We start from the raw sequence: 21,910 nt of genomic DNA, 5'->3' as shown, positions 1-21,910 counted from the left end.
ATGATCCGGACCCTGGGCCTGACGCTGACGGCGCTGGCGGCGTTCGCGGCGAACTCGGTGCTGTGCCGCGCGGCGCTGGACGCTTCGGCGCTGGGCGGCGCCGCGCCGGACGCGGCCGCCTTCACCGCGCTGCGCCTGCTCTCGGGGGCGGCGATGCTGTCGCTGCTGCTGGCCCTGCGCGCACCGCTGGGGCCGGCGCTGAAGCGCGCGCAGCCGGTCTCGGCGCTGGCGCTGCTGGCCTATGCGGGGCTGTTCTCGCTGGCCTATCTGGACCTCGATGCGGGGATCGGGGCGCTGATCCTGTTCGGGGCGGTGCAGACCTCGATGTTCGCGGGTGCCCTGTGGATGGGGGAGCGGCCGCCGCTCCTGCGCTGGATCGGGGCCGGCTTCGGGCTGGCGGGGCTCGCCTGGCTCGCCGCGCCAGGGGCGAGCGCGCCGCCGCCGGGGGCGTCGCTGATGATGGCGGGCGCGGGGGCGGCCTGGGGGGTCTATTCGCTGCGCGGGCGGGGGTCCTCCCGCCCGCTCGCCGACACCGCCGGGGCCTTCGTGCTGGCCGCCCCGCTGGGCGCGGCGCTGTGGGCGGTCGCCTGGGCGCTGGACGCGGCGCCGGGACTGGGCGGGCGGGAGGCGGCGCTGGCGGTCGCCTCCGGCGCGCTCGCCTCGGGCTGCGGCTATGCGGTGTGGTACGCGGCGCTGCCCAGGCTCGAGGCGTCGATGGCCGCGGTGGCGCAGCTCGCGGTGCCGCTGATCGCGCTGGCGGGCGGCGCGGTCTGGCTGGGCGAGGCGCCCTCGCCCCGCTTCTGGGTCGCGGCCGCCCTGATCCTCGGCGGGCTCGGCGCCGCCACGCTGGCCGCGCGGCGGCGGGGCTGAGGCCTACCAGTCGGCGATCACCCTTGGGTCCAGCGCGCCCTGCGCGGTGGCCGCGAGGCGGGCGTCGTGCGAGGGGTTCTGCGGATCCCCCCAGATCCCGGCGGCGGCCTTCAGCCCCTCCGGCGCGCCGCGGCGGGCGGCCTCGAGGTAGTGGAGGAGGGCCACGACGTCGTCCTGGCGCACGTGCTCGCCGGCCTCGAACAGCGATCCGATCACCAGATAGGCGGCGGGCGAGCCCTGCTGCGCGGCCTGCTCCAGCAGCGCGTAGGCGATGTCCTGGTCGCCCAGCCGCCACAGGGCGCGGGCGAGCTGGAAGCGCAGGCGGGGGAGGTCGGGACGCTCGGCCACGGCCGCCGTGCAGGCGGCGCGGGCGGGCTCGGCGGAAAGGGTCGGGCCGGCGACGGGCGCGGCCTCCCGCTGGGGGTCGGTCGCCCAGGCGGCCAGCCGGTCGCAGTCGGCCACCGGGTCGGCGGCGAACGCGAGGCCGGCCGCATCCGTCGGCGCCCTGGCCGCCGCCGGGCCGGCGAGGACCAGCGCGGCGACGAGCGCGAGGCGCAGCGGGCGGGATCGGGTCATGCGCAGGCTCCTCGGGCGACGCGCGGGCGGGCTGCGTGACAGTCTGACGAAGGTTTCGTGACGATCAAGCGTCGGATGCATGACATCGCCCGCGGCCGCCCGGCGCTGCCCCCCTCAGGGCGACGACGCGACGCGGCGGGGGGTCGGGGTCTGCGTCCCCGCTGCGCTCGACTTCGCGGACCGGCCGCGTCAATGCTGCTCGTCGTGTGGAACAAAGGGGCGAAAAGCCATGGATTACGCGGCGATCACCGAGACCTTCACGAAACTGGCGCTGGAAGCCGGCGACCTGATCATGGAGGTCTACGCCTCGCCTGACTTCGAGGTGAAGTCGAAGTCCGACGAGAGCCCGGTGACCGAGGCCGACGAGAAGGCCGACGCCCATATCTCCGCCGGCCTGCGCGCCGCTTTCCCCGACATCGCGCTGGTGACCGAGGAGCAGGCCGCCACCCACGGGCAGGAGGTCTCGACCTTCCTGATCGTCGACCCGCTCGACGGCACCAAGGAATTCGTGAACCGCCGCGGCGAGTTCACCGTGAACATCGCGCTCGTGGAGAACGGGGTCCCGACCCACGGCGTCGTCTACGCCCCCGTCCTGGGCCGCCTGTTCCGCACCACCGCCTCGGGCAAGGCCGAGGAGATGGACGTCGAGACGAAGGCGACCAAGCCGATCGCCGTCTCGACCCCCGACATGGGCGGGCTGAAGGTCGTCGCCTCCAAGTCCCACCGCGACCAGGCGACCGACGACTACATCGCCCAGTACCAGGTGGCGGATTTCCTCTCGGCCGGCTCCTCGCTGAAGTTCTGCCTGGTGGCGACGGGGGAGGCGGACCTCTATCCCCGTCTCGGCCGCACGATGGAGTGGGACACCGCCGCGGGCGACGCGGTGCTGCGCGCGGCCGGCGGGCATGTCGACGCGATGGAGGGGGGCGGCGCGCTTCCCTACGGAAAACCGGGCTTCGCGAACCCGTTCTTCGTGTGCTATGCCCCAGGCGTGAACGTGAAGCCCCTGTGAACGAGGGGCGCTGAAGAACGAGGCCGCGAGCCATGCGCGCCGCCATCATCATCCCCGCTCGCTACAAGAGCTCCCGCTTCCCCGGCAAGCCGCTGCAGGCGCTGAAAGGCGCCGACGGCGTCGCCAAGACCCTGATCCAGCGCAGCTGGGAGGCGGCGATGGCGGCCTCCGGCTTCGCCGAGGTCGCGGTCGCCACCGACGACGACCGCATCGCCGAGCACGCGCGCGGCTTCGGCGCCGCGGTCATCATGACCCCCGAGTCCTGCCGCAACGGGACCGAGCGCTGCGCGGCCGCCCTGCCCGGGCTGGCCGCCGCGCCCGACCTGGTGGTGAACCTGCAGGGCGACGCGCCGCTGACCCCGCCCTGGTTCGTCGAGGCGCTGCGCGACGCGATGGCGGCCTCGCCCGAGTTCGACGTCGCCACCCCCGTCCTGCGCTGCGACGCGGAGGCCCACGCGGCCTTCCTCGAGGACCGGGCGGCGGGCCGCGTCGGCGGCACCACCGCGGTCTTCGACCGCGCCGGCCGGGCGCTCTATTTCTCCAAGGAGGTGATCCCCTACACCGGGCGCACCTTCGGGGAGGAGGAGACCCCGCCCGTCTTCCATCACGTCGGCTGCTACGCCTACCGCCCCGCCGCGCTCGCCGCCTATTCCGGCTGGCCCGAGGGCGAGCTGGAGCGGTGGGAGGGGCTGGAGCAGCTGCGGTTCCTCGAGAACGGCACGCCCCTGAAATGCGTGGAGGTCGAGGCCCGCGGGCGCGTGTTCTGGGAGGTGAACAATCCCCAGGACGTGCCCCGGGTCGAAGCCGCCATGGCCCGCGCCGGGCTTTCCTGAGGCTCCTGCGCGCACGCGTCGCGGGAAATGGGCCCGCGGCGCCGACATCCGGTCACGCCGTCGTCACGTCGACGTGGCCAAGGTGCCAAGGGCCCGCGCAAGGCCATGGACCGGGCTCGGTCCCCCCGCGCGAGGCGCAGGCGATGACGATCGACAGGCGCGACGCGGGAGAGCCCCGCGCTCGCAGGCCGCAACGAGGACGAGAATGAACAACAAGGTCACGAAGGCGATCTTCCCGGTCGCGGGTCTCGGCACCCGGTTCCTGCCGGCGACCAAGGCGATCCCCAAGGAGGTCCTGCCCCTGGTCGACCGCCCCCTGATCCAGTACGCGATCGACGAGGCCCGCGCCGCCGGCATCAAGGAGTTCATCTTCGTCACCTCGCGCGGGAAATCCGCGCTGGAGGACTATTTCGACCTCGCCCCCGAGCTGGAGCGCGCGCTGGTCGAGAAGGGCAAGGACGACCTCCTCGCCGAGGTGCGCAAGGCCAACATGGACTCGGGCCAGATCGCCTACGTCCGCCAAACCGAGGCGCTGGGCCTCGGCCACGCCGTGTGGTGCGCGCGCCGCCTGATCGGCCCGGACGAGCCGGTGGCGGTGCTGCTGCCCGACGACGTGATCTCGGCCGAGACCCCCTGCCTCGAGCAGATGATGGACGCCTACGCCGACACCGGCGGCTGCATGGTGGCCACCATGGAGGTCCCGCGCGAGCAGGTCTCTGCCTACGGCGTGCTGGACGTGGCCGACGACATGGGCCGGCTGGTCAAGGCGCAGGGGATGGTCGAGAAGCCCAAGATCAACCCGCCCTCGAACCTGGCGGTGATCGGGCGCTACATCCTGGCGCCCTCGGTGTTCACCACGCTCAACGACGGCCAGAAGGGCGCGGGCGGGGAGATCCAGCTCACCGACGCCATCGCCCGCGAGATCACCGAGGGGCGCGACGTCTACGGCTACCGCTTCGAGGGGCGGCGCTTCGACTGCGGCTCCAAGTCCGGCTTCCTGAAGGCGACGGTGGCCTTCGGCCTGGCGCGCCCGGACCTGGGCCCCGACTTCGCCGAGTTCCTGCGCGACACCGTCAACTACATGCCCAAGCCGGGGGAATAAGCTCCAGATGGCGAAAGTTCTGGTGACCGGCGGCGCGGGCTACATCGGCTCGCACGGCTGCAAGGCGCTGCGCGCGGCGGGGCACGAGCCCGTCGTCTTCGACAACTTCCGCACCGGCTGGAAGCAGGCGGTGAAGTTCGGCGAGATGATCGAGGGCGACCTGCTGGACGAGGCCGCGCTGAAGGCGGCCTTCGAGCAGGTGAAGCCCGACGCGGTGATGCATTTCGCGGCGCTCTCCAACGTCGGCGAGTCGGTGGCGAACCCCGAGCTCTACTGGCGCAACAACGTCGGCGGCTCGCTGAACCTGCTCTGCGCGATGCGCGACGCGGGCGTGGGGTCGATCGTGTTCTCCTCGACGGCCGCCACCTATGGCGAGCCCGATCAGGACCCGATCACCGAGACCGCGCCCCAGCGGCCGATCAACGCCTACGGCGCCTCGAAGCTGGCGGTCGAGGCGCTGCTGGACGACTTCGAGAAGGCCCACGGCATCCGCTCGATCGCGTTCCGCTACTTCAACGTGGCGGGCGCCGACCCGGACCGGCAGATCGGCGAGCATCACGTGCCCGAGACGCACCTGATCCCCAACGTGCTCGACGCCGCCGCCGGCGCGCGCGACGCGCTGACGGTGAACGGCGACGACTATCCGACGCCCGACGGCACCTGCATCCGCGACTACGTCCACGTCATGGACCTGGTCGACGCCCACGTGCTGGGGACCGAGTGGCTGCTGGCCGGCAAGCCCAGCCAGCGGCTGAACCTCGGCACCGGCTCGGGGTTTTCCATCTGGCAGGTTATCGACGCGGCGAAAGAGGTGGTGGGAACGGAGATCCCGCTGTCGGTCGGGCCGCGGCGTCCGGGCGATCCGTCCCGCCTGGTCTGCGACGGCTCGCGCGCGCGCGAGGTGCTGGGGTGGGAGCCGAAGCGCTCGGTGATGGCCGAGATGATCGGCGACGCCTGGGGCTGGCGGCAGACCGGCCGCTACTCGGCCTGAGCGCGGCATGGCCCGGCGCCTGCTGGACCTGACCCGCACCGTGGCCCGCGCCGGGCGGCTGACGCCCGGCGCCATCGACCGGACCGAGCGCGCCTGGACCGCGCGCCTCTCCGCCGATCCCGAGGCGCGGTTCCTGGTCTCGGCCGGGCCGCGCCACCTGCTGCTGGACGGGGACGGCGCGCGCGAGCTGATCGCCGCCCTCGACAGCGGCGCCGAGCTGCCCCCCGCCGACCTCCGCGGCGCCTTCAGCCCCTGGAAGACCGAGCGGCAGCGGCGCGCCGACAGCCTCGCGCGGCGGCTCGCCCGCGGCATGGGCGAGGACCTCACCGCCCTGATCTCCTCCCAGCCGGGACGCTGGACCTATCTCAACATGGCGCAGGCGCAGCTCGACGCCGCCCGGCTGAAGGCGCTGCGCGCGGGCGGGGTGCGCCGCGCCGTCGCCATGGCCCACGACCTGGTGGGGCTGGAGCGCCCGGAGCTGACCCGGCCGACCGAGCCGACCCGCCTGCTCGCCTTCCTCGCCGCCGCCGGGCTCTGCGACGGGCTGGTCTACGCCTCGCCCGAGACCGCCCGCATCGCCGCCCGCGGGCTGGAGACGCCGCCCCCCGGGCGCATCGCCCCGCCGGGCGTCAGCCCCCTGCCCACCCCGACCGGCGCCGACGCGCAGGATGCGGCCGAGGCGGCGGGCGCCTTCGTGATGCTGGGCGCGATCGAGCCGCGGCGGAACCACCTCGCCATGCTGTGGATCTGGCGCCGCCTGTGGGACGAGCTGGGCGAGGCCGCGCCGCGCCTGTTCATCCTGGGCCGCCGCGCCTCGGAATCCGAGATGGTGCAGGACATCCTCGAGCGCTCGCCGATGGCGGGCCGGGTGGTGTTCGAGCGGCGCGACCTGACCGACGCGCAGGTGGCGGGGCGGCTCTCGGTCGCCTGCGCCCTGCTGGCGCCGAGCTTCGCCGAGGGCTCGGGCCTCGCGGCGGCGGAGGCGCTGGCGCTCGGCTGCCCGGTGCTCGCCGCCGACATCCCCGCCCTGCGCGCCGCGGGCGGGGAGGCGCCGGACTACATCGACCCCCTGGACCTGCCCGAGTGGCTGGAGGCGATTCTCGCCTACGCCCACCCGGTCGAGGGCGGCGCCGATCGCCGCGCCGCCCAACTCGCCCGCCTCGCCGCCTGGCGGCCGCGGCCCTGGGCCGAGCACTTCGCCGAGGTCGATGATTTCCTTGAGGAAATCGAGCGCTGAGCCGGACGGGTCTCCGCCGAAACCCTGTCACGCGCGCATCACGCCCACCCTGTCATACAGACCGTGGAGGCGGGCCGCGCGCGGGCTGCGCCGGGGAAACCGCAGACTGCGGTTCCGCGGTCCGCCATCCCCTCCGGCAGCGATCCGCGCCGGGGGGAGCTCCCAGCGGCGGCCCCTCGCGGGGACGGCGCGCAGCGCGCAGAGGCGACGCTCTCCCGCGCGCGGGGGCGGAGGGGTCGGGCGGAAACGCTCGACCCCTTTGAGGTTCAGCAGGGGGGCCGCGGGCCGGGGCCGGCTCAGCCCGCCTTGCGGACCATCGCGGCGAAGCGGCGCGCGATCGCCGGCGCCTCGCCCACATGGGCGGCGGGGTCGAGCGCGGCCTGCCAGTCGATCCCCGCGCCCTCGGGCAGTCCGGAGAGAACCTCGGCCAGCGGGCGGCGGCGCTCGACCGCCTCGGCGCAGGCGGCCTTGACCAGGGCCTGCGCCTGCGGGCGCGGCAGGGTCTCGGCCAGGCGGAAGCTCGCGGCCTCGGCCATCATCAGCCCGTGGGTGGCGTCCATGTTGGCGCGCATCCGCTCGGGGTCGGGGCGCAGGTCGCCGGTCAGCGCCTCGGCGTGGCGCAGGGCGGCGGCGGCGGCGAGGCAGAGCTGGGGGAGGCTCAGCCACTCCAGCGTCCAGGCGGCGCCGTCGCGCTCGTGGCCCGCCAGCATCGCCTCCTGCGCGGCGCCCGAGAGCCGCGAGGCGTAGCGTGCGAGCGAGACCAGCGCCTCGGCCCCCACCGGGTTCGCCTTGTGCGGCATGGTCGAGGAGCCGCCGCCCTCCCCCGCCCTGAGCTCGCCCACCTCCGACTGCGACAGCAGCGCGAGGTCGAGGCCGATCTTGCCCAGGCTCGCGGTCTGGATCGCCAGCGCGGCGGCGAGTTCCGCCAGCCCGTCGCGCCCGGCGTGCCAGGGGATCTCGGGGCAGTGCAGGTCGAGCTCGGCCGCCATGGCGCGCGCGACCTCGGGGGCGCGGGGCCCCAGCGCGGCCGAATTGCCCGAGGCGCCGGCGAGCGACAGCACCAGCACCCGCGGGCGCAGCTGGGCCAGGCGCTCGCGCGCGCGGATCAGCGGCGCGCCCCAGGCGGCGAGGCGGGCGCCGAGCGTGGTGGGGGTGGCGATCTGGCCGCGGGTGCGCGCGGCCATCGGCGTCTGCGCCCAGCGCTCCGCCCCGTCGGCGAGATGCCCCAGGATCGCGGCGAGGCGGGCGTCGCAGAGCTCGAGATAGGGCCGCAGGCGCAGCACCAGGGCGGTGTCGAGGATGTCCTGGCTGGTCGCCCCGTGGTGGACGAAGGCCGCGTGTTCCGGCGCGCCCATGGCGGCGCGGAACGCCTCGACGAAGGCCGGGACCACGACGCCCGAGGCGGCGGCGCCGGCGGCGAGTCCGGCCGGGTCGATGGCGACCTCGCGCGCCGCGCGGTGGATGGCGCGGGCGGCGGTCTGCGGGATAAGTCCCAGCTCCCCCTGCGCCTTCGCCAGCGCCCCCTCGGCCAGCAGCATCGCCCGGATCTCGGCGCCGTCGGTGAACAGCCGCGCCGCCTGGGGGTCGGAGAGATGCTCGCGCAGCATCAGGCTGTCGAAGGGGCTGGCGGTCATCGGGATCCTCCGCGGCAGGTCACGGGCGCACCCTGCAACCGCCGGCCCCGAGACGCAACGCCGGGTGACCGGACGGCGCGCCGGGCGGCGCGCGACGCAAGGGGCGCCCTCGCGACGCCCGCCCCGGCCCGGCGCCGACGCCGGCCGCGACGGGATCCGGCGCAGTCCGCCCGTCTCGCAGAGGTTCGCAAACCGGCCCCGGGCGCAGGATCCGCCGACGAGGGCGGTCCCCCGCCCTGGCGCGGCGGGGGACCGCCCTCGCCTCCCGCGCGCCGGGGATCAGCCGGCGGCGGCCTCGGCCGCGATCTCCGAGGCGCGCTTGCGCCCGCGCTCGGTCGCCGACTTCAGCTGCCCGCAGGCCGCCATGATGTCCTGCCCCCGCGGCGTGCGCACCGGCGAGGCGTAGCCCGCCCGGTTCACGATCTCGGCGAAGCTCTCGATCCGGTCCCAGTCCGAGCGCTCGTAGGGCGAGCCGGGCCAGGGGTTGAAGGGGATCAGATTGATCTTCGCGGGGATGCCCGCGATCAGCTGCACCAGGCGCTTGGCGTCCGCATCGCTGTCGTTCACGTCCTTGAGCATCACGTATTCGAAGGTGATCCGCTCGGCGTTCGACAGGCGCGGGTAGTCGCGGCAGGCCTGCAGCAGGGTCGCGAGGTCCCATTTCTTGTTGATCGGCACCAGAATGTCGCGCAGCTCGTCGCGCACCGCGTGCAGGGAGATCGCGAGCAACGAGCCGATCTCGGCCCCCGCGCGCGCGATGTTGGGCACGACCCCGGACGTGGACAGCGTGATCCGGCGGCGCGAGATCGACAGCCCCTCGCCGTCCATCGCGATCTTCATCGCGTCGCGGACGTTCTCGAAATTGTAGAGCGGCTCGCCCATGCCCATCAGCACGATGTTGCTGAGCATCCGCCGCTCCGGCGGGCGCTGGCCGGCGACGGGCCATTCCTCTAGGTCGTCGCGGCAGACCAGGATCTGGGCCACGATCTCCTCGGGCGTGAGGTTGCGCACCAGCTTCTGGGTGCCGGTGTGGCAGAAGGTGCAGGTCAGCGTGCAGCCCACCTGGGAGGAGATGCACAGCGTGCCGCGGTCCTCCTCGGGGATGTAGACCGCCTCGACCTCGTGCCCGCCCGAGAGCCGCAGCAGGTACTTGCGCGTGCCGTCGTTGGAGACCTGGCGGGTGACGATCGTGGGCCGATCGAGGCGGAAGTTCTCGGACAGCAGCGCCCGGAAGCCCTTGGCGAGGTTCGTCATCTCCGCGAAATCGGTGACGCCGCGCTGGTAGATCCACTGCCACAGCTGGGTGGCGCGCATCTTCGCCTGGCCCTCGGGGGCGCCGGCCTCGATCAGCGCCGCGACCATCTGCGGCCGGGTCAGGCCGACCAGCGGGCGCAGGCCCTCGGCCGCCTTCGGCGCGAAACCGGGCGTGTCCTGCGTCAGCGGCGCGGCCGCAGCGGTGGGAACCGAGGTCATGGCGTTCTCCGGGTCGGGCGTCGGCGTTCGGATCGGGGACCGCCGCGCGGTCCGCACGAAAGGCTGCGCCCCCCGCGAGGTGCGGAGGGCGCGCAGCGCGTCACATAGCATTTCGCCGCCCCTCATCCAAGAGGGGGCGCGTCAGGCGTCCCGGGCGGCGGGGCGCAGGGGGCGCGGGGGACGAAGCGCCGCCCCCGCGGCCCTCACTTGCAGCGGGTCTGGGCCGAGGTCAGCGCGTCGGTGAAGCCCAGCAGCGAGAACCGGTCGATGGTCGTGGTCCCCCGCGAGGAGACCCCGGTCATCACGATCGCCGCCCCGGCCTTCATCGCGTTGATGATCTCGCCGTCGTCGTTGGGATAGGTCCAGGCGTTCTCGCCCTCGGTGAACAGCTCGAAGGAGCGCGAGCCGACCTCGGCCTTGACGGTCGAGCCGTCGCGGAACGGGTAGCCCGCGACCATCGCGATCTCGCTGTTCACGCCCTGGCGCGGCCGCACGGCCACGGTCAGGTAGATGTCGCCGCGCTGGACCTGCACGGGCTTGCCGCTGCGGGTCGCCACCGAGCTCTGCGGCTGGGTGACGATCCAGCACACGGGCCCGCCCGCATCCGCCGTGAACACCGACCAGTCGCGGAACGCCTCGACCCGGTTGGTGGATTGCTGCGCGGTCGCCTGGGCCGGCGCGGCCGCCGCCGCCGCCAGGGCCAGCGCCGCCGCAGCCAGCCGCGCGCCGATGCGCTTGGCGCCCTCGCGTTTCGCCTCAGCCTTCATGCTCGCCTCGATTCGCCTGCAATCGTCGTTCTGCCTGCTTCCGCCGGCGAGCCCTTGCGGCGACCTGTGCGGTCCGGTCGACAAGCGACCGGCCCCCTCTGCCGCCGGCGGGCTCGTCCGCCGGTTCGCGCGCCGGTCTTTCCTGCCGACGCGATGCGGCCTAATCTAGACGCAAATCGGGCGACGGCGCCACCCCGCCGCGTCTGCCTTGCATCACGACCCCGCGTCCGCGCGGCCGCAGCCCCTCCCCGCACGCCCGCGACGCAGCCAAGGACCCCGCCGCCCTCCATGTCCGACGACCCGCGCCAGGATCCCCCCGACGCCCGCCCCGGCGGAGCGGGACGCCCCGGCGCGCCAGGCGCCGCTACGGCATCGTCCGGGGCCGTCCCCGACGGCCCCTCCGACGCCGAGCTGCTCGCGCGCCTGGCCGCCGCCGACGACCGCGCCGCCTTCGGCGAGCTCTTCGCCCGCTACGCCGGCCGCATCCGCGCCTTCCTGCTGCGCGGCGGCGCCCATCCCGACGTGGTCGAGGAGGCGACGCAGGACGTCTTCGTCTCGGTCTGGCGGCGCGCGTCCACCTACGATCCCGAGAAGGCCGGCGTCTCGACTTGGATCTACGCCATCGCGCGCAACCGGCGCATCGACCTGATCCGCCGCCAGGCCCGCCCCGCGCCCGATCCCAACGACCCGCTGTTCCAGCCCGACGCGCCCGAGGACCCGGCCCGCGCCGTCGCCTCGGCCGACCGCGACGCCCGGGTGCGCGAGGCGCTCGACAGCCTGAGCAAGGATCAGCTTGAAGCCGTGCGCCTGACGTTCTACGCGGGCCTCACCCAGGCCGAGATCGCCCAGGCGACCGGGGCGCCGCTGGGGACGGTGAAGTCCCGCCTGCGCCTCGCCTTCGCGCGGCTGCGCGAGGCGCTGGGCGACGACTTCTCGGTGGAGCTGAACGAATGACCGACCCCGCCCCCCTGGTGGACCCCGCCGCCCCCGGCTTCTCGGAGATCCTGGTCGAGGCGGTCCGCGGAGGGATCCTCGAATCCGTGCACCGCGGCGCGATCGCGATCTGCACGCCCGAAGGCGAGGTGGTCGAGGCCTGGGGCGACCCGTCCCGCGTCATCTTCCCGCGCTCGTCGTGCAAGATGCTCCAGGCCCTGCCGCTGGTCGAGAGCGGGGCCGCCGCCGCCGCCGGGCTCGGCCCGGAGCAGCTGGCGCTCGCCTGCGCCTCCCACAACGGCGCGCCGATCCACACCGCGCGGGTCTCCGCCTGGCTGGCCGGGCTGGGCCTGGGCGAGCCCGACCTGCGCTGCGGCCCGCAGGAGCCCCACGACCTCGCCGACCACGACGCGCTGGTCCGCGCGGGGGTCTGCTGCGACCAGACGCACAACAACTGCTCGGGCAAGCACGCGGGCTTCCTGACGCTGAACCGCCACCTCGGCGGCGGCGCGGAATACGTCGAGGTCGACCACCCCGTGCAGCGCGCCGCCCGCGAGGCGATGGGCGAGATGACCGGCGACCCGGATCTCGGCTACGGGATCGACGGCTGCTCGGCGCCGAACTTCGCGACCACGTTGAAGGGCTTCGCCACCTCGATGGCGCGCATGGCCCGCCCGCAGGGCCTGGGCCGCGTGCGCGCGGCCGCCGCCGCCTCGCTGGTCGAGGCGATGATGGCCCACCCCGAGCTGGTGGCGGGCGAGGGCCGCGCCTGCACCGAGATGATGCGCGCGATGCCCGGCCGGGCCGCGATCAAGACCGGGGCCGAGGGCGTCTTCGGCGCGATCCTGCCGGAGCTGGGCCTGGGCGTGGCGCTGAAGATCGACGACGGCGGCACCCGCGCCTCGGAATGCGCCATGGCCGCGATCCTGGTGCGCCTCGGCGTGGCCGAGGCCGCCGACCCCGCCATCGCCCGGCGCCTCAACCCGCCCCAGGTCAACCGCCGCGGCCTGACCGTCGGCGAGATCCGCCCCGCCGCCGCCCTCGCCTGATCGCCGGGCGCAGGCCCCGCCCCGTCGCCGGCGCACCGGCCCCACAGGCGCCCCGGGCTCGACCCGGGGCCTCCCGACGCTGGCCAGAGACGCCCCCGCACAAGCCCTTCCCTCCGCCCGCCCCGCCGGCGCTCCGGGCTCGACCCGGGGCCTCTCCCCGACCGGCGGCGCGAGGGCGGAGCGGGACCGGCCCGCCCCTCCGGCCGGCGGGGCGCAGGGCCGTCCACGGTCTCTCAGGCGGCCCTGCGACGGGCTTTCGCGGCCTCGCCCCGGTTGGGAATTCGCTAACCATCTTCGGGGCTTGGTCGGCGATTCCGTCAACTCCCCCTTCACCCCCGCCGGGCTATCTCCCTGCTCGGTGGAGTGGACATGGCCGGAACGGATCTCCGGCCCCGGATGGGAGCAGCACTATGAACACCGTGACCAAACTGGCCCCGCGGCGGACCGAGGCGGCCCTGGACCTCGAGGCGCTCAGGGCGCTGGAGGCCGCGCTGGGCCCCGACGAGTGCGCCGAGCTGGTCGACGACGGCCTGCTGGAGGCGACCGATCGCCTCGTCGCGATCGAGCGCGCGCTGGAGGAGGAGTCCTGGACCCGCCTCGCCCGCCTCGCCCGCGAGCTCGCCGCCATCGCGCCGCGCATCGGCCTGACCACGCTGGCCCTGCAGGCCGAGTCGCTGGAGGACTGCTGCCAGTGCCTCGACCGCACCGCCGCCCATGCCGTCGGCCAGCGCCTGCTGCGCTGCGGCGAGGCCGCGCTCTCGGCCAGCCTCCTGCGCCCCGCCGGCTGACCGACCGGCCCGCCGAGGCCACTGACCGGGCGCGCCGAGACCCCCTCGGCGCGCCCGTCCTGCGTCAGGCGACGCCCGTAGCCCCTGGCGGCCAAGCCTGCGCGCGTTTCAGACCCCTCGCCGGGCGCCGACGCATCGCCGAATGCCAAGGCCCCTGCGCGAGCATTCGCCGACGGGCGACGGCCTATCCCTAAGGCTGCGCCCCGCGGCGCCCCACTTCAGCGCATCGCCGGCGGCAAGCGTCTTGGGCCAAACGTCGAACGCGGCGCGAGCCCGCCCGAAATGGGCGGGCCATCGACGGCGGCGCCTGATTTTCACCTATTTTACTGAAGTAATTAGAAAATAATTGGGGCCGATCCTCCGCGCCCCTGCCCCGGGCGCATGACATCCGGGGATTCCTCCGGGGCCGGCTCAGAACCAGCGCGACAAATCCTCATGACGTCGGCGCTAGGCGTGCCCCCAAACGCGGAAGCCGCCCCCGGGGGGGGGCGGCTTCGCTTGGCGGCCGGAATCGCTCCGGCGTCGCGACCGGCGCCCGCAGGGCGGTCCCGGCGGCATCCGTCAGCCGCCGTTGATCCGGCGCCGCAGCTTGGCCATCCCCGCCAGCCAGCGGTCGTAGCTCGCGGCCTTGTTGGCCATGTAGTCGCGCACCTGCGCATGGGGGAGGATCAGGAAGCTCTCCGCCTCCAGCCCCTCGATCACGCTCTGCGCCACGTCGGCGGGGCTCAGCACCCCGTCCACGCCCTGCGCGCCGCCCTCGAGGCCGCGCAGCATCTCGGTGTCCACGCCCTGCGGGCACAGCACGCTCACCCGGATCCCCTCGTCGCGATGGGTGATCGCGAGCGACTCGGCGAAGCCGATGGCGGCGTGTTTCGTCGTGGCATAGACCGCCCCGTCGATCTGGCTCAGCAGCCCCGCGGCCGAGACGGTGTGCAGGAACCAGCCCCCGCCCCGCGCCGCCATCTTCGGCGTCAGCAGGCGGGCGGCGCGCACATGCGCCATCACGTTGATCTCCCAGCCCCTGCGCCAGGCCTCGTCGGGCGAGCTGCCCACCTGCCCCAGCACCGGGTCCGCCCAGCCCACGCCGGCGTTGGAGCACCACAGCCCCACCGGGCCGGCCTCGGCCTCGGCGAAGTCGACCAGCGCCGCCAGCCGGGCGGGGTCGGAGACGTCGCAGGCGAAGGCGAGGCCGCCGATCTCGGCCGCCACCCGCTCGCTGCGCGCGGGATCGAGGTCTGAGACGACCACCTTCGCGGCGCCCTCGGCGGCGAAGCGGCGGGCCAGCCCCTCGCCGATGCCCCCGCCCGCGCCCGTCACCACCACGACCTTGTCCGCGACCTTCATGCCCGTCTCCTCCCATGCGCCGCCGACCTGGCGCGGCGGTTCCGCCCCCTTTGCACCGGATGCCGGGCGCGGAGGCAAGGGGGCGGCGGGACCGCCTCAGGCCATCGGACCCCGGGCGCCCTCGCCGGCGAGGAAGCCGCGCAGGGCGGCCAGCCGCCCGGCGGCGAAGTCGAGGAAGGCGCGCACCCGCGGCGCGCGGCGCAGGTCGGGGTGGGTCAGCAGCCACAGGCCGGTGGCGAGCTCCGGCTCCGGCGGGCCCAGGCGGCGCAGATCGAGCCGCCCGTCCCCCACGAAGCAGGGCAGGAAGCCCACGCCGCCGCCCTGCCCGATGGCCTCGGCCATCGCGATCACCGAGTTCACCCGCCAGGCCGCCTCGCCCCCCGGCGCCCGCGCCCGGGTCAGCGCCGCGGCGGGCAGCGCGCCGAGCTCGTCCGACGGGCCCACCCAGGGCCCGGCGGCGGCCGCCAGCGGCGCGTCGGAGGCGGCGTAGAGCGCCCAGGCGAGCCCCGCCGCCCGCCGCCCGACCAGCGTCTCGGGCGGGCGGTCGGTGGCGCGCACCGCCACGTCGGCGTCCCGGCGCGAGAGGTTCAGCGACGGGTTGCCCAGCGCCAGCTCCAGCCGGATCGCCGGATAGGCCTTGCGGAACTCGGCCAGGATGGGGGTCAGCAGCGCCTGCAGCAGCGCGTCGGAGGTGGCGATGCGCAGGTCGCCCGCCGGCGCGATCTCCCGCTTCTCGATGCGCGAGGCGAAGCCGGCGGCGTCCTCGGCCATCGCCGCGGCGGCGGCGACCATCTCCTCGCCCGCGGGGGTGGGCGCATAACCGTCGCGGCCGCGCTCGAAGAGGGGGAAGCCCACCGCCTCCTCGATCTTCGCCAGGCGCCGGAACACGGTGGAGTGGCTCAGCTCCAGGCGGCGGGCGGCGGCGGGCAGGCCGCCGGTCTCGGCCACCGCCCCGACCAGGCGGAAATCCTCCCACGACAGGGCCGAAAGCAGGTCGGACATGGGTTCTGGCTCCCTCCACGCGTGGCGCAGGTGAACATGCGCAGTGCGGATTCGCCAAGATGGATTGCATGGATGCAATGCCACGAGGCTTCATCGCCCGCGCGCCCCGGCCTATCTTCGCGTCAACCGGAGGCGAGACCCTCCCGCCCGACCGCAGCCGAACGGAGACGATCATGAGCGCGCATCCCCTGCACCACGTCACCGCCATCGCCGGCGGCGCCCGGCGCAACCTCGACGTCTACACCCGCGTCCTGGGGCTGCGGCTGGTCAAGAAGACGGTGAACTTCGACGATCCCTCCGCCTATCACTTCTACTACGGCGACGAGGCGGGCTCGCCCGGCACGATCCTGACCTTCTTCCCCTGGGAGAAGGCGGCCCCCGGCCGGCTGGGCGCGGGGGAGACGCAGGAGACGCTGTTCCGCGTCCCCCCCGGCGCGACCGACTGGTGGGCCGCGCGGCTGGAGGCGGCGGGGCTCGAGGTCTCGGCCCCCGAGACCCGCTTCGGCGAGACCGCCCTGCCCTTCCGCGATCCCGACGGCATGCGCCTCGCGCTGGTCGAGGTGGAGGCCGCGGGCGCCGAGCCCGCCTGGACGGCCGGGGACGTCCCGGCGGAGCGCGCGATCCGCGGCATGCAGGGCGTGCGGCTGCTGCTGCGCACGACCGGCCCGACGGCGGCGATCCTGGGCGACGTGTTCGGCTTCGCCGAGACCGGGCGCGACGGCCCGGCGACCCGGCTGGAGGCGGTGGACGGCCCCTACGGCTCGGTGGTCGAGCTGGTGGAGGCCCCGGGCGCGATGCCGGCGCGGATGGGCCGCGGCTCGGTGCACCACATCGCCTTCCGGGCGAAGGACGACGCCGACCAGGCGGCGATGGCCGCGAAGCTGAAGTCGGCGCACGGCATGCAGACGACCGAGCAGCGCGACCGGACCTACTTCCGCTCGATCTACTTCCGCGAGCCCGGCGGAGTGCTGTTCGAGATCGCCACCGACGCCCCCGGCTTCGCGATCGACGAGGCGCAGGACGCTCTGGGCGAGGCGCTGAAGCTGCCCCCGCAGTACGAGAAGCACCGCGCCGAGATCGAGAAGATCCTCCCCGCCCTCGGCTGACCCCCGCCGCCGGCGCCCGCCCGCCCCCGGTCTCCGGCCCGCGCCGCGCCCGCCCTCGCGGAGCGCCTGTTCTCCGGAGCCGTCCATCGCGGATGCCGATCAGAGCGAGTCGGCCGGAGGGGTCAAGGATCGCGCAGCGACCGCGCGAAGCGCGGCTTGTCCTTGACCCCTCCGGCCGACTCGCTCAGGCATCAGACGCGATGGACGGCTCCGGAGGACAGGCGCGGGCTTGTTCTTGGGTGGGTCAGGAGCCCGCCGGAGGCTCCCCCCTCCCCAGCCCTGGCGCCCCGCCCCCGCACGCCCCCCTGCCAGGCCCGCCCGCAGGGCGCCCGGTTCCCGCCGCCCCGGCGCGCCGGGTATGGCGCGCGCCCCGCTCAGCGGGTAAGGAGCGACGACGCCCCAAAGGAGACAGGCCGTGGCTTCTTCCTCGCCCGCCCGGACCATTCCGCCGCATCCCACGATCCGGCCCCAGCCCGGGATCCTGGACATCGCCGCCTATGTGGGCGGCGAGTCGAAGATCCCCGGCGCCAACCGGGTCATCAAGCTCAGCTCGAACGAGAACCCCTACGGCCCCTCGCCGAAGGTGGCGGAGGCCTTCGCGGCCGCGGGATCGAAGCTCGCCGCCTATCCCGACGGCGGCCATGCGGAGCTGCGGCGCACCATCGGCGAGATCCACCGGTTGGACCCCGCCCGGATCCTATGCGGCAACGGCTCGGACGAGTGCCTGGCCCTGCTCGCCCAGGCCTACGCCGGGCCGGGGGACGAGGTGATCCACACCGAGCATGGCTTCGGCCTCTACAAGATCAACGCCCAGATGGTCGGCGCGACGCCGATCGAGGTCGGCGAGACCGACCTGACCACCGACGTGGACAAGATCCTCGCGGCCTGCAGCGAGCGCACGCGGCTGGTCTACATCGCCAACCCCAACAACCCCACCGGCACCAAGATCGGCCGGACGGAGCTGAAGCGGCTGGCCGAGGGGCTGCCCCCCGCCGCCCTGCTGGTGCTCGACGGCGCCTACGCCGAGTTCGTGCGCGACGCCGACTACGACGCGGGCGCCGAGCTTGTGGACGCGCGCGACAACGTGGTGATGACGCGGACCTACTCGAAGATCCACGGGCTCGCGGCCCTGCGCATCGGCTGGATGTACGGGCCCGACCATGTGATCGACGCGCTCAACCGCTTCCGCCCGCCCTTCAACCTCAACACCGCCGCCCTGCTGGCGGGCGAGGCCGCGATGCGCGACGTCGAGCATGTCGAGCGCTGCGCGATCCTCAACGAGGTCTGGCGCGACTGGCTCGCCAAGCGGCTGGAGGCGGCGGGGATCCCCTGCACGCCCACCCATGCGAACTTCCTCCTGGCGCGGTTCGCCTCGGTCGAGACGGCCGAGGCCGCCGACGCCTTCCTGAAATCCCGCGGGCTGATCGTGCGGCGCACGGCCTCCTACGGCCTGCCCGACCGGCTGCGCATCTCCATCGGCGACGAGACCGGCTGCCGCGCCGCGGCCGAGGCGCTGGAGGCGTTCATGGCCTCGCGGACCACGTGAACGGATGACGATGATCTACCCCAAAGTCGCGCTGATCGGGCTGGGCCTGATCGGCGGCTCCTTCAGCCTGGCGGCGAAGCGCGCGGGCCTGGTCGGCCATGTCGCCGGCCACGCCCGCACCGCCGAAACGCGCGAGACCGCGCTGCGGCTGGGCCTGTGCGACAGCGTCCACGCCACCGCCGCCGAGGCCGCGAAGGATGCGGACCTGGTGCTGCTGTGCGTGCCGATGGGCGCCATGGCCGCGGTGGCCGAGGAGATCGCGCCGGTCCTGAAGCCCGGCGCCACGGTCTCGGACGTGGGCTCGGTGAAGGGCCCGATCCTGGAGGCGGTCGCCCCCTTCATCCCCGCGGGCGTGCACCTGATCCCCGGCCACCCGCTGGCGGGCACCGAGCATTCGGGCCCCGAGGCGGGTTTCGCCGAGCTTTTCGAGAACCGCTGGGTGATCCTGACCCCGCCCGAGGACGCGGACGCCGCCGCCGTGCAGCGCCTGTCGGACTGCTGGGAGGGCTGCGGCGCCCATGTCGACACCATGGACCCCGCCCACCACGACCTGGTGCTGGCGGTGACATCGCATGTGCCGCACCTGATCGCCTACACGATGGTGGGCGTCGCCGACGACATGCGCCGGGTGACCCAGTCCGAGGTCATCAAATATTCCGCCGCGGGTTTCCGCGACTTCACCCGCATCGCGGCCTCGGACCCGACGATGTGGCGCGACGTGTTCCTGACCAACAAGCAGGCGACGCTGGAGATCCTGGGCCGCTTCACCGAGGAGCTCTTCGCCCTGCAGCGCGCCATCCGCACCGAGGACGGGCCGCAGCTGTTCGACTACTTCACCCGCACCCGCGCCATCCGGCGCGGCATCGTGCAGGCCGGGCAGGACACCGCCGCCCCCGATTTCGGGCGCTCCGCCGCGGGCAAGAAGACGTGAGCGCTGCGGCCCGGAACAGCCTCTCCGGGCCGCTGCGCGCGGGCCTCGCCGCCCTTGTCCTGGCCTGCACGGCGGTCCCGGCCGCCGGCCAGGGCCTGCCCCCCACCCGGCCGATGGCGACGCTGCACGAAGACGCGCCGCCCCCCGCCTCGGCCTATGCCGACTCGGTGCCCGAGGCCGCCCGCGCCCGCGAGGCCGGCGAGAGCCGCGACGGCGCCTGGCCCGCGCCCCCGCCCCGCCGCCCCCGCGATGCCGGGGCCGGCAAGCCGGCCGGCGCGCCGCCGCCCCTGACCGCGCTCGACCGCGGGATGGATCCCGCGGACCTCCCCGCCCCTACGCTCGCGCCGCGCGGCCCAACGCCGCCGCCGGCCCGCGGCCTCTCCCCCGCCCGGCTCGCGACGCTGGAACAGGCCCTCGCCGCGGCGCCTGCCGGACCGGCGCAGGCGCCCGACGCGCCCGCGCCCGCCGCCCCGCTCGCCCCTCCCGCTCCGGCGCAGGGCCCCGAGGCGCCCCCCGCTCCCGCGGCCTCCCCCGCCGTCGAGGCGGCCCCGGCCGCCGCGGCGCCGGCCGAGACGCTGCCGCCCCCCAGCTTCGCCGCCGACCGGGCCTCGGCCCTGGCGACCGCCGCCTCGGTCCTGCCGCCCGCGCGCCCGGCCGAGGCGCCGCGACAGCCCGGGCGGGCGGTCGCCATCGCCCTGCCCGACCCGCGCGAGGGCGCGCGCCCGCCGCGCGGCGCCTCCGCCGGGCCGCGGGGCGAGCCTGCGCCCGCCCCCGCCCTGGGCGGTCTCTGCGGGGACCCGCGGCTCGCGGGCCGGCCGCAGGCGCCGATCGACGGCCCCGGCGGCTGCGGGATCGAGGCGCCGGTCGAGGTCACCCACGTGCTCGGCGTCGCCCTCACCCCGGCGGCGGTGGTCAACTGCCGCACGGCGCGGATCTTCGGCGACTGGCTCGAGAAGGGCCCGATGCGCGACGCGCCGCGCACGCTGGGGGCGCGGATCTCCAAGGTGCGGGTGGCGGCGAGCTACGCCTGCCGCTCGCGCAACAACCGCCCCGGGGCGCGGATGTCGGAACATGCCCTGGGCAACGCCGTGGACGTGCGCGCCTTCCAGCTCTCGGACGGGCGCGAGGTCGGGCCGCTGCGCAGCTGGGGCAAGGGCGAGGCCGGCCGGTTCCTGAAAGCCGCCTGGAGCAGCGCCTGCGGCCCCTTCGGCACGGTGCTCGGCCCCGGCTCCGACGGCTACCACATGGACCACCTGCACTTCGATTCCGCCCGCCGGTCCGAGGCCTACTGCCGCTGACCCCCGGCGTCCCGGCCCGTCGTCGCGGCGCGGCCTTCGCGGCCGGCAGCGCGGGCCGCCCGGCGCTCGCCCGGCCCGCCGGACCCGGCCTCGCCCCGCGCGCCGCCGGCGCCCGCCCCGGGGCGCCGGCCGAAACGCCCGGCACGAAGCCTGGCGTCCCGCGCCGGCGAGGCCTGCCGCGGCCGTCGCGCGTCGTCCGCCCGCGCCCGGGCCCGCCCCGCGCCCGCCGCCGGGCGACCCGGCCGCCCCGCCGCGGCGAGCCGACCCCCGGCCCCGGGCGCGCGCGTCGCGCCGCGGCCTCGCCGCCGCGGGCGCGCGCTCAGAACCGGGGCGCCTCGCCCAGCGGGATCGGGCCCAGGAACACGTTGCCGCCCGCGAAGCGCAGCGGCGCCTCCAGCCCCTTGCCGTCCGAGGTCAGGTTCGACATCAGCTGCAGCCCCGCCTGCACCGCGCCGGCCAGGTCCTCGGGCACCGCGCCGGCGGCCACCGCCGCCTCCAGCAGGCGCTTCCAGTTGGAGACCTTGAGGTCGAGCGTCCCCTCCGGCACGCCCGCCTCGTCCACCTCCAGCCGGCCCGAGGCCTCGGCCGAGAGCGGCCCCCAGCGGATCGCCGAAGGGCGGATCCACAGCGTCTCGGGACGCACCGAGCCGGACTCGACCGCCAGCCGGTCCAGCGGCTGGCGGAACACGGCGGTGGCGACCAGCGTCGCCTCCTCCACCCGCTCGGGCAGCTCGCGCGCCAGCCGCGCCCCCAGCGCCGCGCGCCAGGCGTCCGGCGGCAGCAGCCCCTTGATCGACAGCACCCCGTCGTAGGCGTTCGCCCGCCCCCGCTCCTCCTCCGAGGCGCGGACCGAGAGCTGGCCGTCGGCGATCCCCGCCGTCCAGCCCAGCCCCGAGACCATCGTCAGGTCGTGCATCTCGACGATGCCGCGGGTCAGCTCCAGCCGCGTGTCGGGCACGAAGGCGGCCGAGGCGCGCAGCTGGCCCGCCTCGATCTCCACCGTCTCGCCGGGGACCGAGACGCGGTGCACGCCCGGCCACTCGGCGATCACCCGGTGGGGCTGGTAGCTGAGCATGTAGGTGCGGAAGGTCGGCGCGGCCCAGGCCCAGCCGGCCTCGGGGTCGGACAGGCGCAGGCCCTCGGCGGTCATGTCGAAGCGGTTGGGATAGCCCGCGACCGAGACCTGCGCCTCCGCCTGCCAGCCATCGGCGCGGCGCTCGGCGAGCCAGCCCTCGACCGCGTCCTGCTGGGCGGTGGAGCCGAACCACCACCAGCCGCTCCAGGCCGCGAGGGCGAGCGCGATCGCGCCCATGATTATGCCGAACCAGCGTCCCATCCGTTCACCTCTTCCGCGCCCCGCCTTTCGCGCCGGGCTCTGGCGGGGCATATAGCGGCCCCGGGGCATGAGTGCGACCCGC

Annotated in this window: 20 protein-coding genes; 13 read left to right on the top strand and 7 right to left on the bottom strand. The window is 75.2% G+C overall.

Annotated elements, in window-relative coordinates:
• Positions 1–870: a DMT family transporter gene (locus BM064_RS04570; RefSeq protein WP_092858308.1), complete on the top strand. Its 870-nt coding sequence runs from the start codon at positions 1–3 to the stop codon at positions 868–870.
• A 3-nt stretch (positions 871–873) separates the two neighbouring features.
• On the opposite strand, the gene BM064_RS04565 is transcribed toward BM064_RS04570, so the two are convergent.
• A complete protein-coding gene (locus BM064_RS04565; RefSeq protein WP_092858306.1) occupies positions 874–1,446 on the bottom strand; it encodes an SEL1-like repeat protein in 573 nt (190 codons plus the stop codon).
• A 229-nt stretch (positions 1,447–1,675) separates the two neighbouring features.
• Here BM064_RS04565 and cysQ point away from each other — a divergent pair, with 229 nt between their 5' ends.
• From cysQ to BM064_RS04540, 5 genes are all read left to right on the top strand, one after another.
• On the top strand, positions 1,676–2,458 hold the full coding sequence (cysQ, locus tag BM064_RS04560) for a 3'(2'),5'-bisphosphate nucleotidase CysQ (protein WP_092858304.1): 783 nt from the start codon (positions 1,676–1,678) through the stop codon (positions 2,456–2,458).
• Positions 2,459–2,490: 32 nt separating this feature from the next.
• Entirely contained in the window at positions 2,491–3,291 is an 801-nt protein-coding gene (locus BM064_RS04555) for a 3-deoxy-manno-octulosonate cytidylyltransferase (protein WP_092858302.1), read from the top strand.
• Positions 3,292–3,496: 205 nt separating this feature from the next.
• Positions 3,497–4,393, top strand: coding sequence for a UTP--glucose-1-phosphate uridylyltransferase (locus BM064_RS04550; protein WP_092858300.1), 897 nt, complete (start codon positions 3,497–3,499; stop codon positions 4,391–4,393).
• 7 nt (positions 4,394–4,400) lie between these two features.
• On the top strand, positions 4,401–5,384 hold the full coding sequence (galE, locus tag BM064_RS04545; RefSeq protein WP_092858298.1) for a UDP-glucose 4-epimerase GalE: 984 nt from the start codon (positions 4,401–4,403) through the stop codon (positions 5,382–5,384).
• Positions 5,385–5,391: 7 nt separating this feature from the next.
• The gene (locus BM064_RS04540; RefSeq protein ID WP_092858296.1) at positions 5,392–6,621 is read left to right on the top strand and encodes a glycosyltransferase; all 1,230 of its coding nucleotides are present in this window, start codon (positions 5,392–5,394) and stop codon (positions 6,619–6,621) included.
• Between the two features lie 296 nt (positions 6,622–6,917).
• On the opposite strand, the gene BM064_RS04535 is transcribed toward BM064_RS04540, so the two are convergent.
• The 3 genes from BM064_RS04535 to BM064_RS27350 all read right to left on the bottom strand — a co-directional run bounded on the left by BM064_RS04535 (position 6,918) and on the right by BM064_RS27350 (position 10,495).
• Positions 6,918–8,255, bottom strand: coding sequence for a lyase family protein (locus BM064_RS04535; RefSeq protein WP_092858294.1), 1,338 nt, complete (start codon positions 8,253–8,255; stop codon positions 6,918–6,920).
• Between the two features lie 279 nt (positions 8,256–8,534).
• On the bottom strand, positions 8,535–9,728 hold the full coding sequence (gene rlmN, locus BM064_RS04530; protein ID WP_092858292.1) for a dual-specificity RNA methyltransferase RlmN: 1,194 nt from the start codon (positions 9,726–9,728) through the stop codon (positions 8,535–8,537).
• A 203-nt stretch (positions 9,729–9,931) separates the two neighbouring features.
• On the bottom strand, positions 9,932–10,495 hold the full coding sequence (locus tag BM064_RS27350) for an invasion associated locus B family protein (protein ID WP_092858290.1): 564 nt from the start codon (positions 10,493–10,495) through the stop codon (positions 9,932–9,934).
• Between the two features lie 288 nt (positions 10,496–10,783).
• Here BM064_RS27350 and BM064_RS04520 point away from each other — a divergent pair, with 288 nt between their 5' ends.
• From BM064_RS04520 to BM064_RS04510, 3 genes are all read left to right on the top strand, one after another.
• Positions 10,784–11,449 carry a sigma-70 family RNA polymerase sigma factor gene (locus tag BM064_RS04520; RefSeq protein WP_092858288.1) on the top strand — a complete coding sequence of 222 codons (666 nt, stop codon included), beginning with the start codon at positions 10,784–10,786 and terminating at the stop codon, positions 11,447–11,449.
• Positions 11,446–12,477 (top strand): asparaginase, encoded by a 1,032-nt coding sequence (locus BM064_RS04515; protein WP_092858286.1) that lies wholly within the window; start codon positions 11,446–11,448, stop codon positions 12,475–12,477. The genes BM064_RS04520 and BM064_RS04515 overlap by 4 nt, the downstream gene beginning before the upstream one ends.
• Positions 12,478–12,887: 410 nt before the next feature.
• Positions 12,888–13,265 (top strand): hypothetical protein, encoded by a 378-nt coding sequence (locus tag BM064_RS04510; protein WP_092858284.1) that lies wholly within the window; start codon positions 12,888–12,890, stop codon positions 13,263–13,265.
• A gap of 561 nt (positions 13,266–13,826) precedes the next feature.
• Here BM064_RS04510 and BM064_RS04505 read toward each other — a convergent pair.
• Positions 13,827–14,609: an SDR family oxidoreductase gene (locus BM064_RS04505; protein WP_092858282.1), complete on the bottom strand. Its 783-nt coding sequence runs from the start codon at positions 14,607–14,609 to the stop codon at positions 13,827–13,829.
• Between the two features lie 96 nt (positions 14,610–14,705).
• On the bottom strand, positions 14,706–15,611 hold the full coding sequence (locus tag BM064_RS04500; protein ID WP_092858280.1) for a LysR family transcriptional regulator: 906 nt from the start codon (positions 15,609–15,611) through the stop codon (positions 14,706–14,708).
• 173 nt (positions 15,612–15,784) lie between these two features.
• On the opposite strand from BM064_RS04500, the gene BM064_RS04495 reads away from it, so the two are divergent.
• The 4 genes from BM064_RS04495 (at position 15,785) to BM064_RS04480 (ending at position 20,492) form a co-directional block, all read left to right on the top strand.
• On the top strand, positions 15,785–16,717 hold the full coding sequence (locus BM064_RS04495) for a ring-cleaving dioxygenase (protein WP_092858278.1): 933 nt from the start codon (positions 15,785–15,787) through the stop codon (positions 16,715–16,717).
• Positions 16,718–17,132: 415 nt separating this feature from the next.
• Positions 17,133–18,263, top strand: a complete 1,131-nt coding sequence (gene hisC, locus BM064_RS04490; RefSeq protein ID WP_245779052.1) for a histidinol-phosphate transaminase — start codon at positions 17,133–17,135, stop codon at positions 18,261–18,263.
• 4 nt (positions 18,264–18,267) lie between these two features.
• Entirely contained in the window at positions 18,268–19,194 is a 927-nt protein-coding gene (locus BM064_RS04485; RefSeq protein ID WP_092858276.1) for a prephenate/arogenate dehydrogenase family protein, read from the top strand.
• Positions 19,191–20,492, top strand: coding sequence for an extensin family protein (locus BM064_RS04480; RefSeq protein ID WP_092858274.1), 1,302 nt, complete (start codon positions 19,191–19,193; stop codon positions 20,490–20,492). Before BM064_RS04485 ends, BM064_RS04480 begins: the two co-directional genes overlap by 4 nt.
• Before the next feature lie 319 nt (positions 20,493–20,811).
• Here the strand turns inward: BM064_RS04480 and BM064_RS04475 are convergent, their stop codons facing one another.
• Positions 20,812–21,828 (bottom strand): DUF2125 domain-containing protein, encoded by a 1,017-nt coding sequence (locus BM064_RS04475; RefSeq protein ID WP_177236141.1) that lies wholly within the window; start codon positions 21,826–21,828, stop codon positions 20,812–20,814.
• Between the last annotated feature and the right edge of the window lie 82 nt (positions 21,829–21,910).

Source organism: Albimonas pacifica, from assembly GCF_900113695.1.
Taxonomy (GTDB): Bacteria; Pseudomonadota; Alphaproteobacteria; order Rhodobacterales; family Rhodobacteraceae; genus Albimonas; species Albimonas pacifica.
The sequence above is the reverse complement of the archived record's forward strand: the minus strand, read 5'-3'. Positions and strand labels throughout refer to the sequence as shown.

What these genes read in the sequence shown, in the direction of transcription:
- BM064_RS04520 (WP_092858288.1), top strand. Translation starts at nt 10,784, where the DNA reads ATGTCCGACGACCCGCGCCAGGATCCCCCCGACGCCCGCCCCGGCGGA.
- BM064_RS04535 (WP_092858294.1), bottom strand. Translation starts at nt 8,255, where the DNA reads ATGACCGCCAGCCCCTTCGACAGCCTGATGCTGCGCGAGCATCTCTCC.
- BM064_RS04565 (WP_092858306.1), bottom strand. Translation starts at nt 1,446, where the DNA reads ATGACCCGATCCCGCCCGCTGCGCCTCGCGCTCGTCGCCGCGCTGGTC.
- BM064_RS04485 (WP_092858276.1), top strand. Translation starts at nt 18,268, where the DNA reads ATGACGATGATCTACCCCAAAGTCGCGCTGATCGGGCTGGGCCTGATC.
- BM064_RS04510 (WP_092858284.1), top strand. Translation starts at nt 12,888, where the DNA reads ATGAACACCGTGACCAAACTGGCCCCGCGGCGGACCGAGGCGGCCCTG.
- galE (WP_092858298.1), top strand. Translation starts at nt 4,401, where the DNA reads ATGGCGAAAGTTCTGGTGACCGGCGGCGCGGGCTACATCGGCTCGCAC.
- rlmN (WP_092858292.1), bottom strand. Translation starts at nt 9,728, where the DNA reads ATGACCTCGGTTCCCACCGCTGCGGCCGCGCCGCTGACGCAGGACACG.
- BM064_RS04555 (WP_092858302.1), top strand. Translation starts at nt 2,491, where the DNA reads ATGCGCGCCGCCATCATCATCCCCGCTCGCTACAAGAGCTCCCGCTTC.
- BM064_RS04505 (WP_092858282.1), bottom strand. Translation starts at nt 14,609, where the DNA reads ATGAAGGTCGCGGACAAGGTCGTGGTGGTGACGGGCGCGGGCGGGGGC.
- BM064_RS04475 (WP_177236141.1), bottom strand. Translation starts at nt 21,828, where the DNA reads ATGGGACGCTGGTTCGGCATAATCATGGGCGCGATCGCGCTCGCCCTC.
- BM064_RS04495 (WP_092858278.1), top strand. Translation starts at nt 15,785, where the DNA reads ATGAGCGCGCATCCCCTGCACCACGTCACCGCCATCGCCGGCGGCGCC.
- BM064_RS04515 (WP_092858286.1), top strand. Translation starts at nt 11,446, where the DNA reads ATGACCGACCCCGCCCCCCTGGTGGACCCCGCCGCCCCCGGCTTCTCG.
- BM064_RS27350 (WP_092858290.1), bottom strand. Translation starts at nt 10,495, where the DNA reads ATGAAGGCTGAGGCGAAACGCGAGGGCGCCAAGCGCATCGGCGCGCGG.
- BM064_RS04550 (WP_092858300.1), top strand. Translation starts at nt 3,497, where the DNA reads ATGAACAACAAGGTCACGAAGGCGATCTTCCCGGTCGCGGGTCTCGGC.
- BM064_RS04540 (WP_092858296.1), top strand. Translation starts at nt 5,392, where the DNA reads ATGGCCCGGCGCCTGCTGGACCTGACCCGCACCGTGGCCCGCGCCGGG.
- cysQ (WP_092858304.1), top strand. Translation starts at nt 1,676, where the DNA reads ATGGATTACGCGGCGATCACCGAGACCTTCACGAAACTGGCGCTGGAA.
- BM064_RS04500 (WP_092858280.1), bottom strand. Translation starts at nt 15,611, where the DNA reads ATGTCCGACCTGCTTTCGGCCCTGTCGTGGGAGGATTTCCGCCTGGTC.
- BM064_RS04570 (WP_092858308.1), top strand. Translation starts at nt 1, where the DNA reads ATGATCCGGACCCTGGGCCTGACGCTGACGGCGCTGGCGGCGTTCGCG.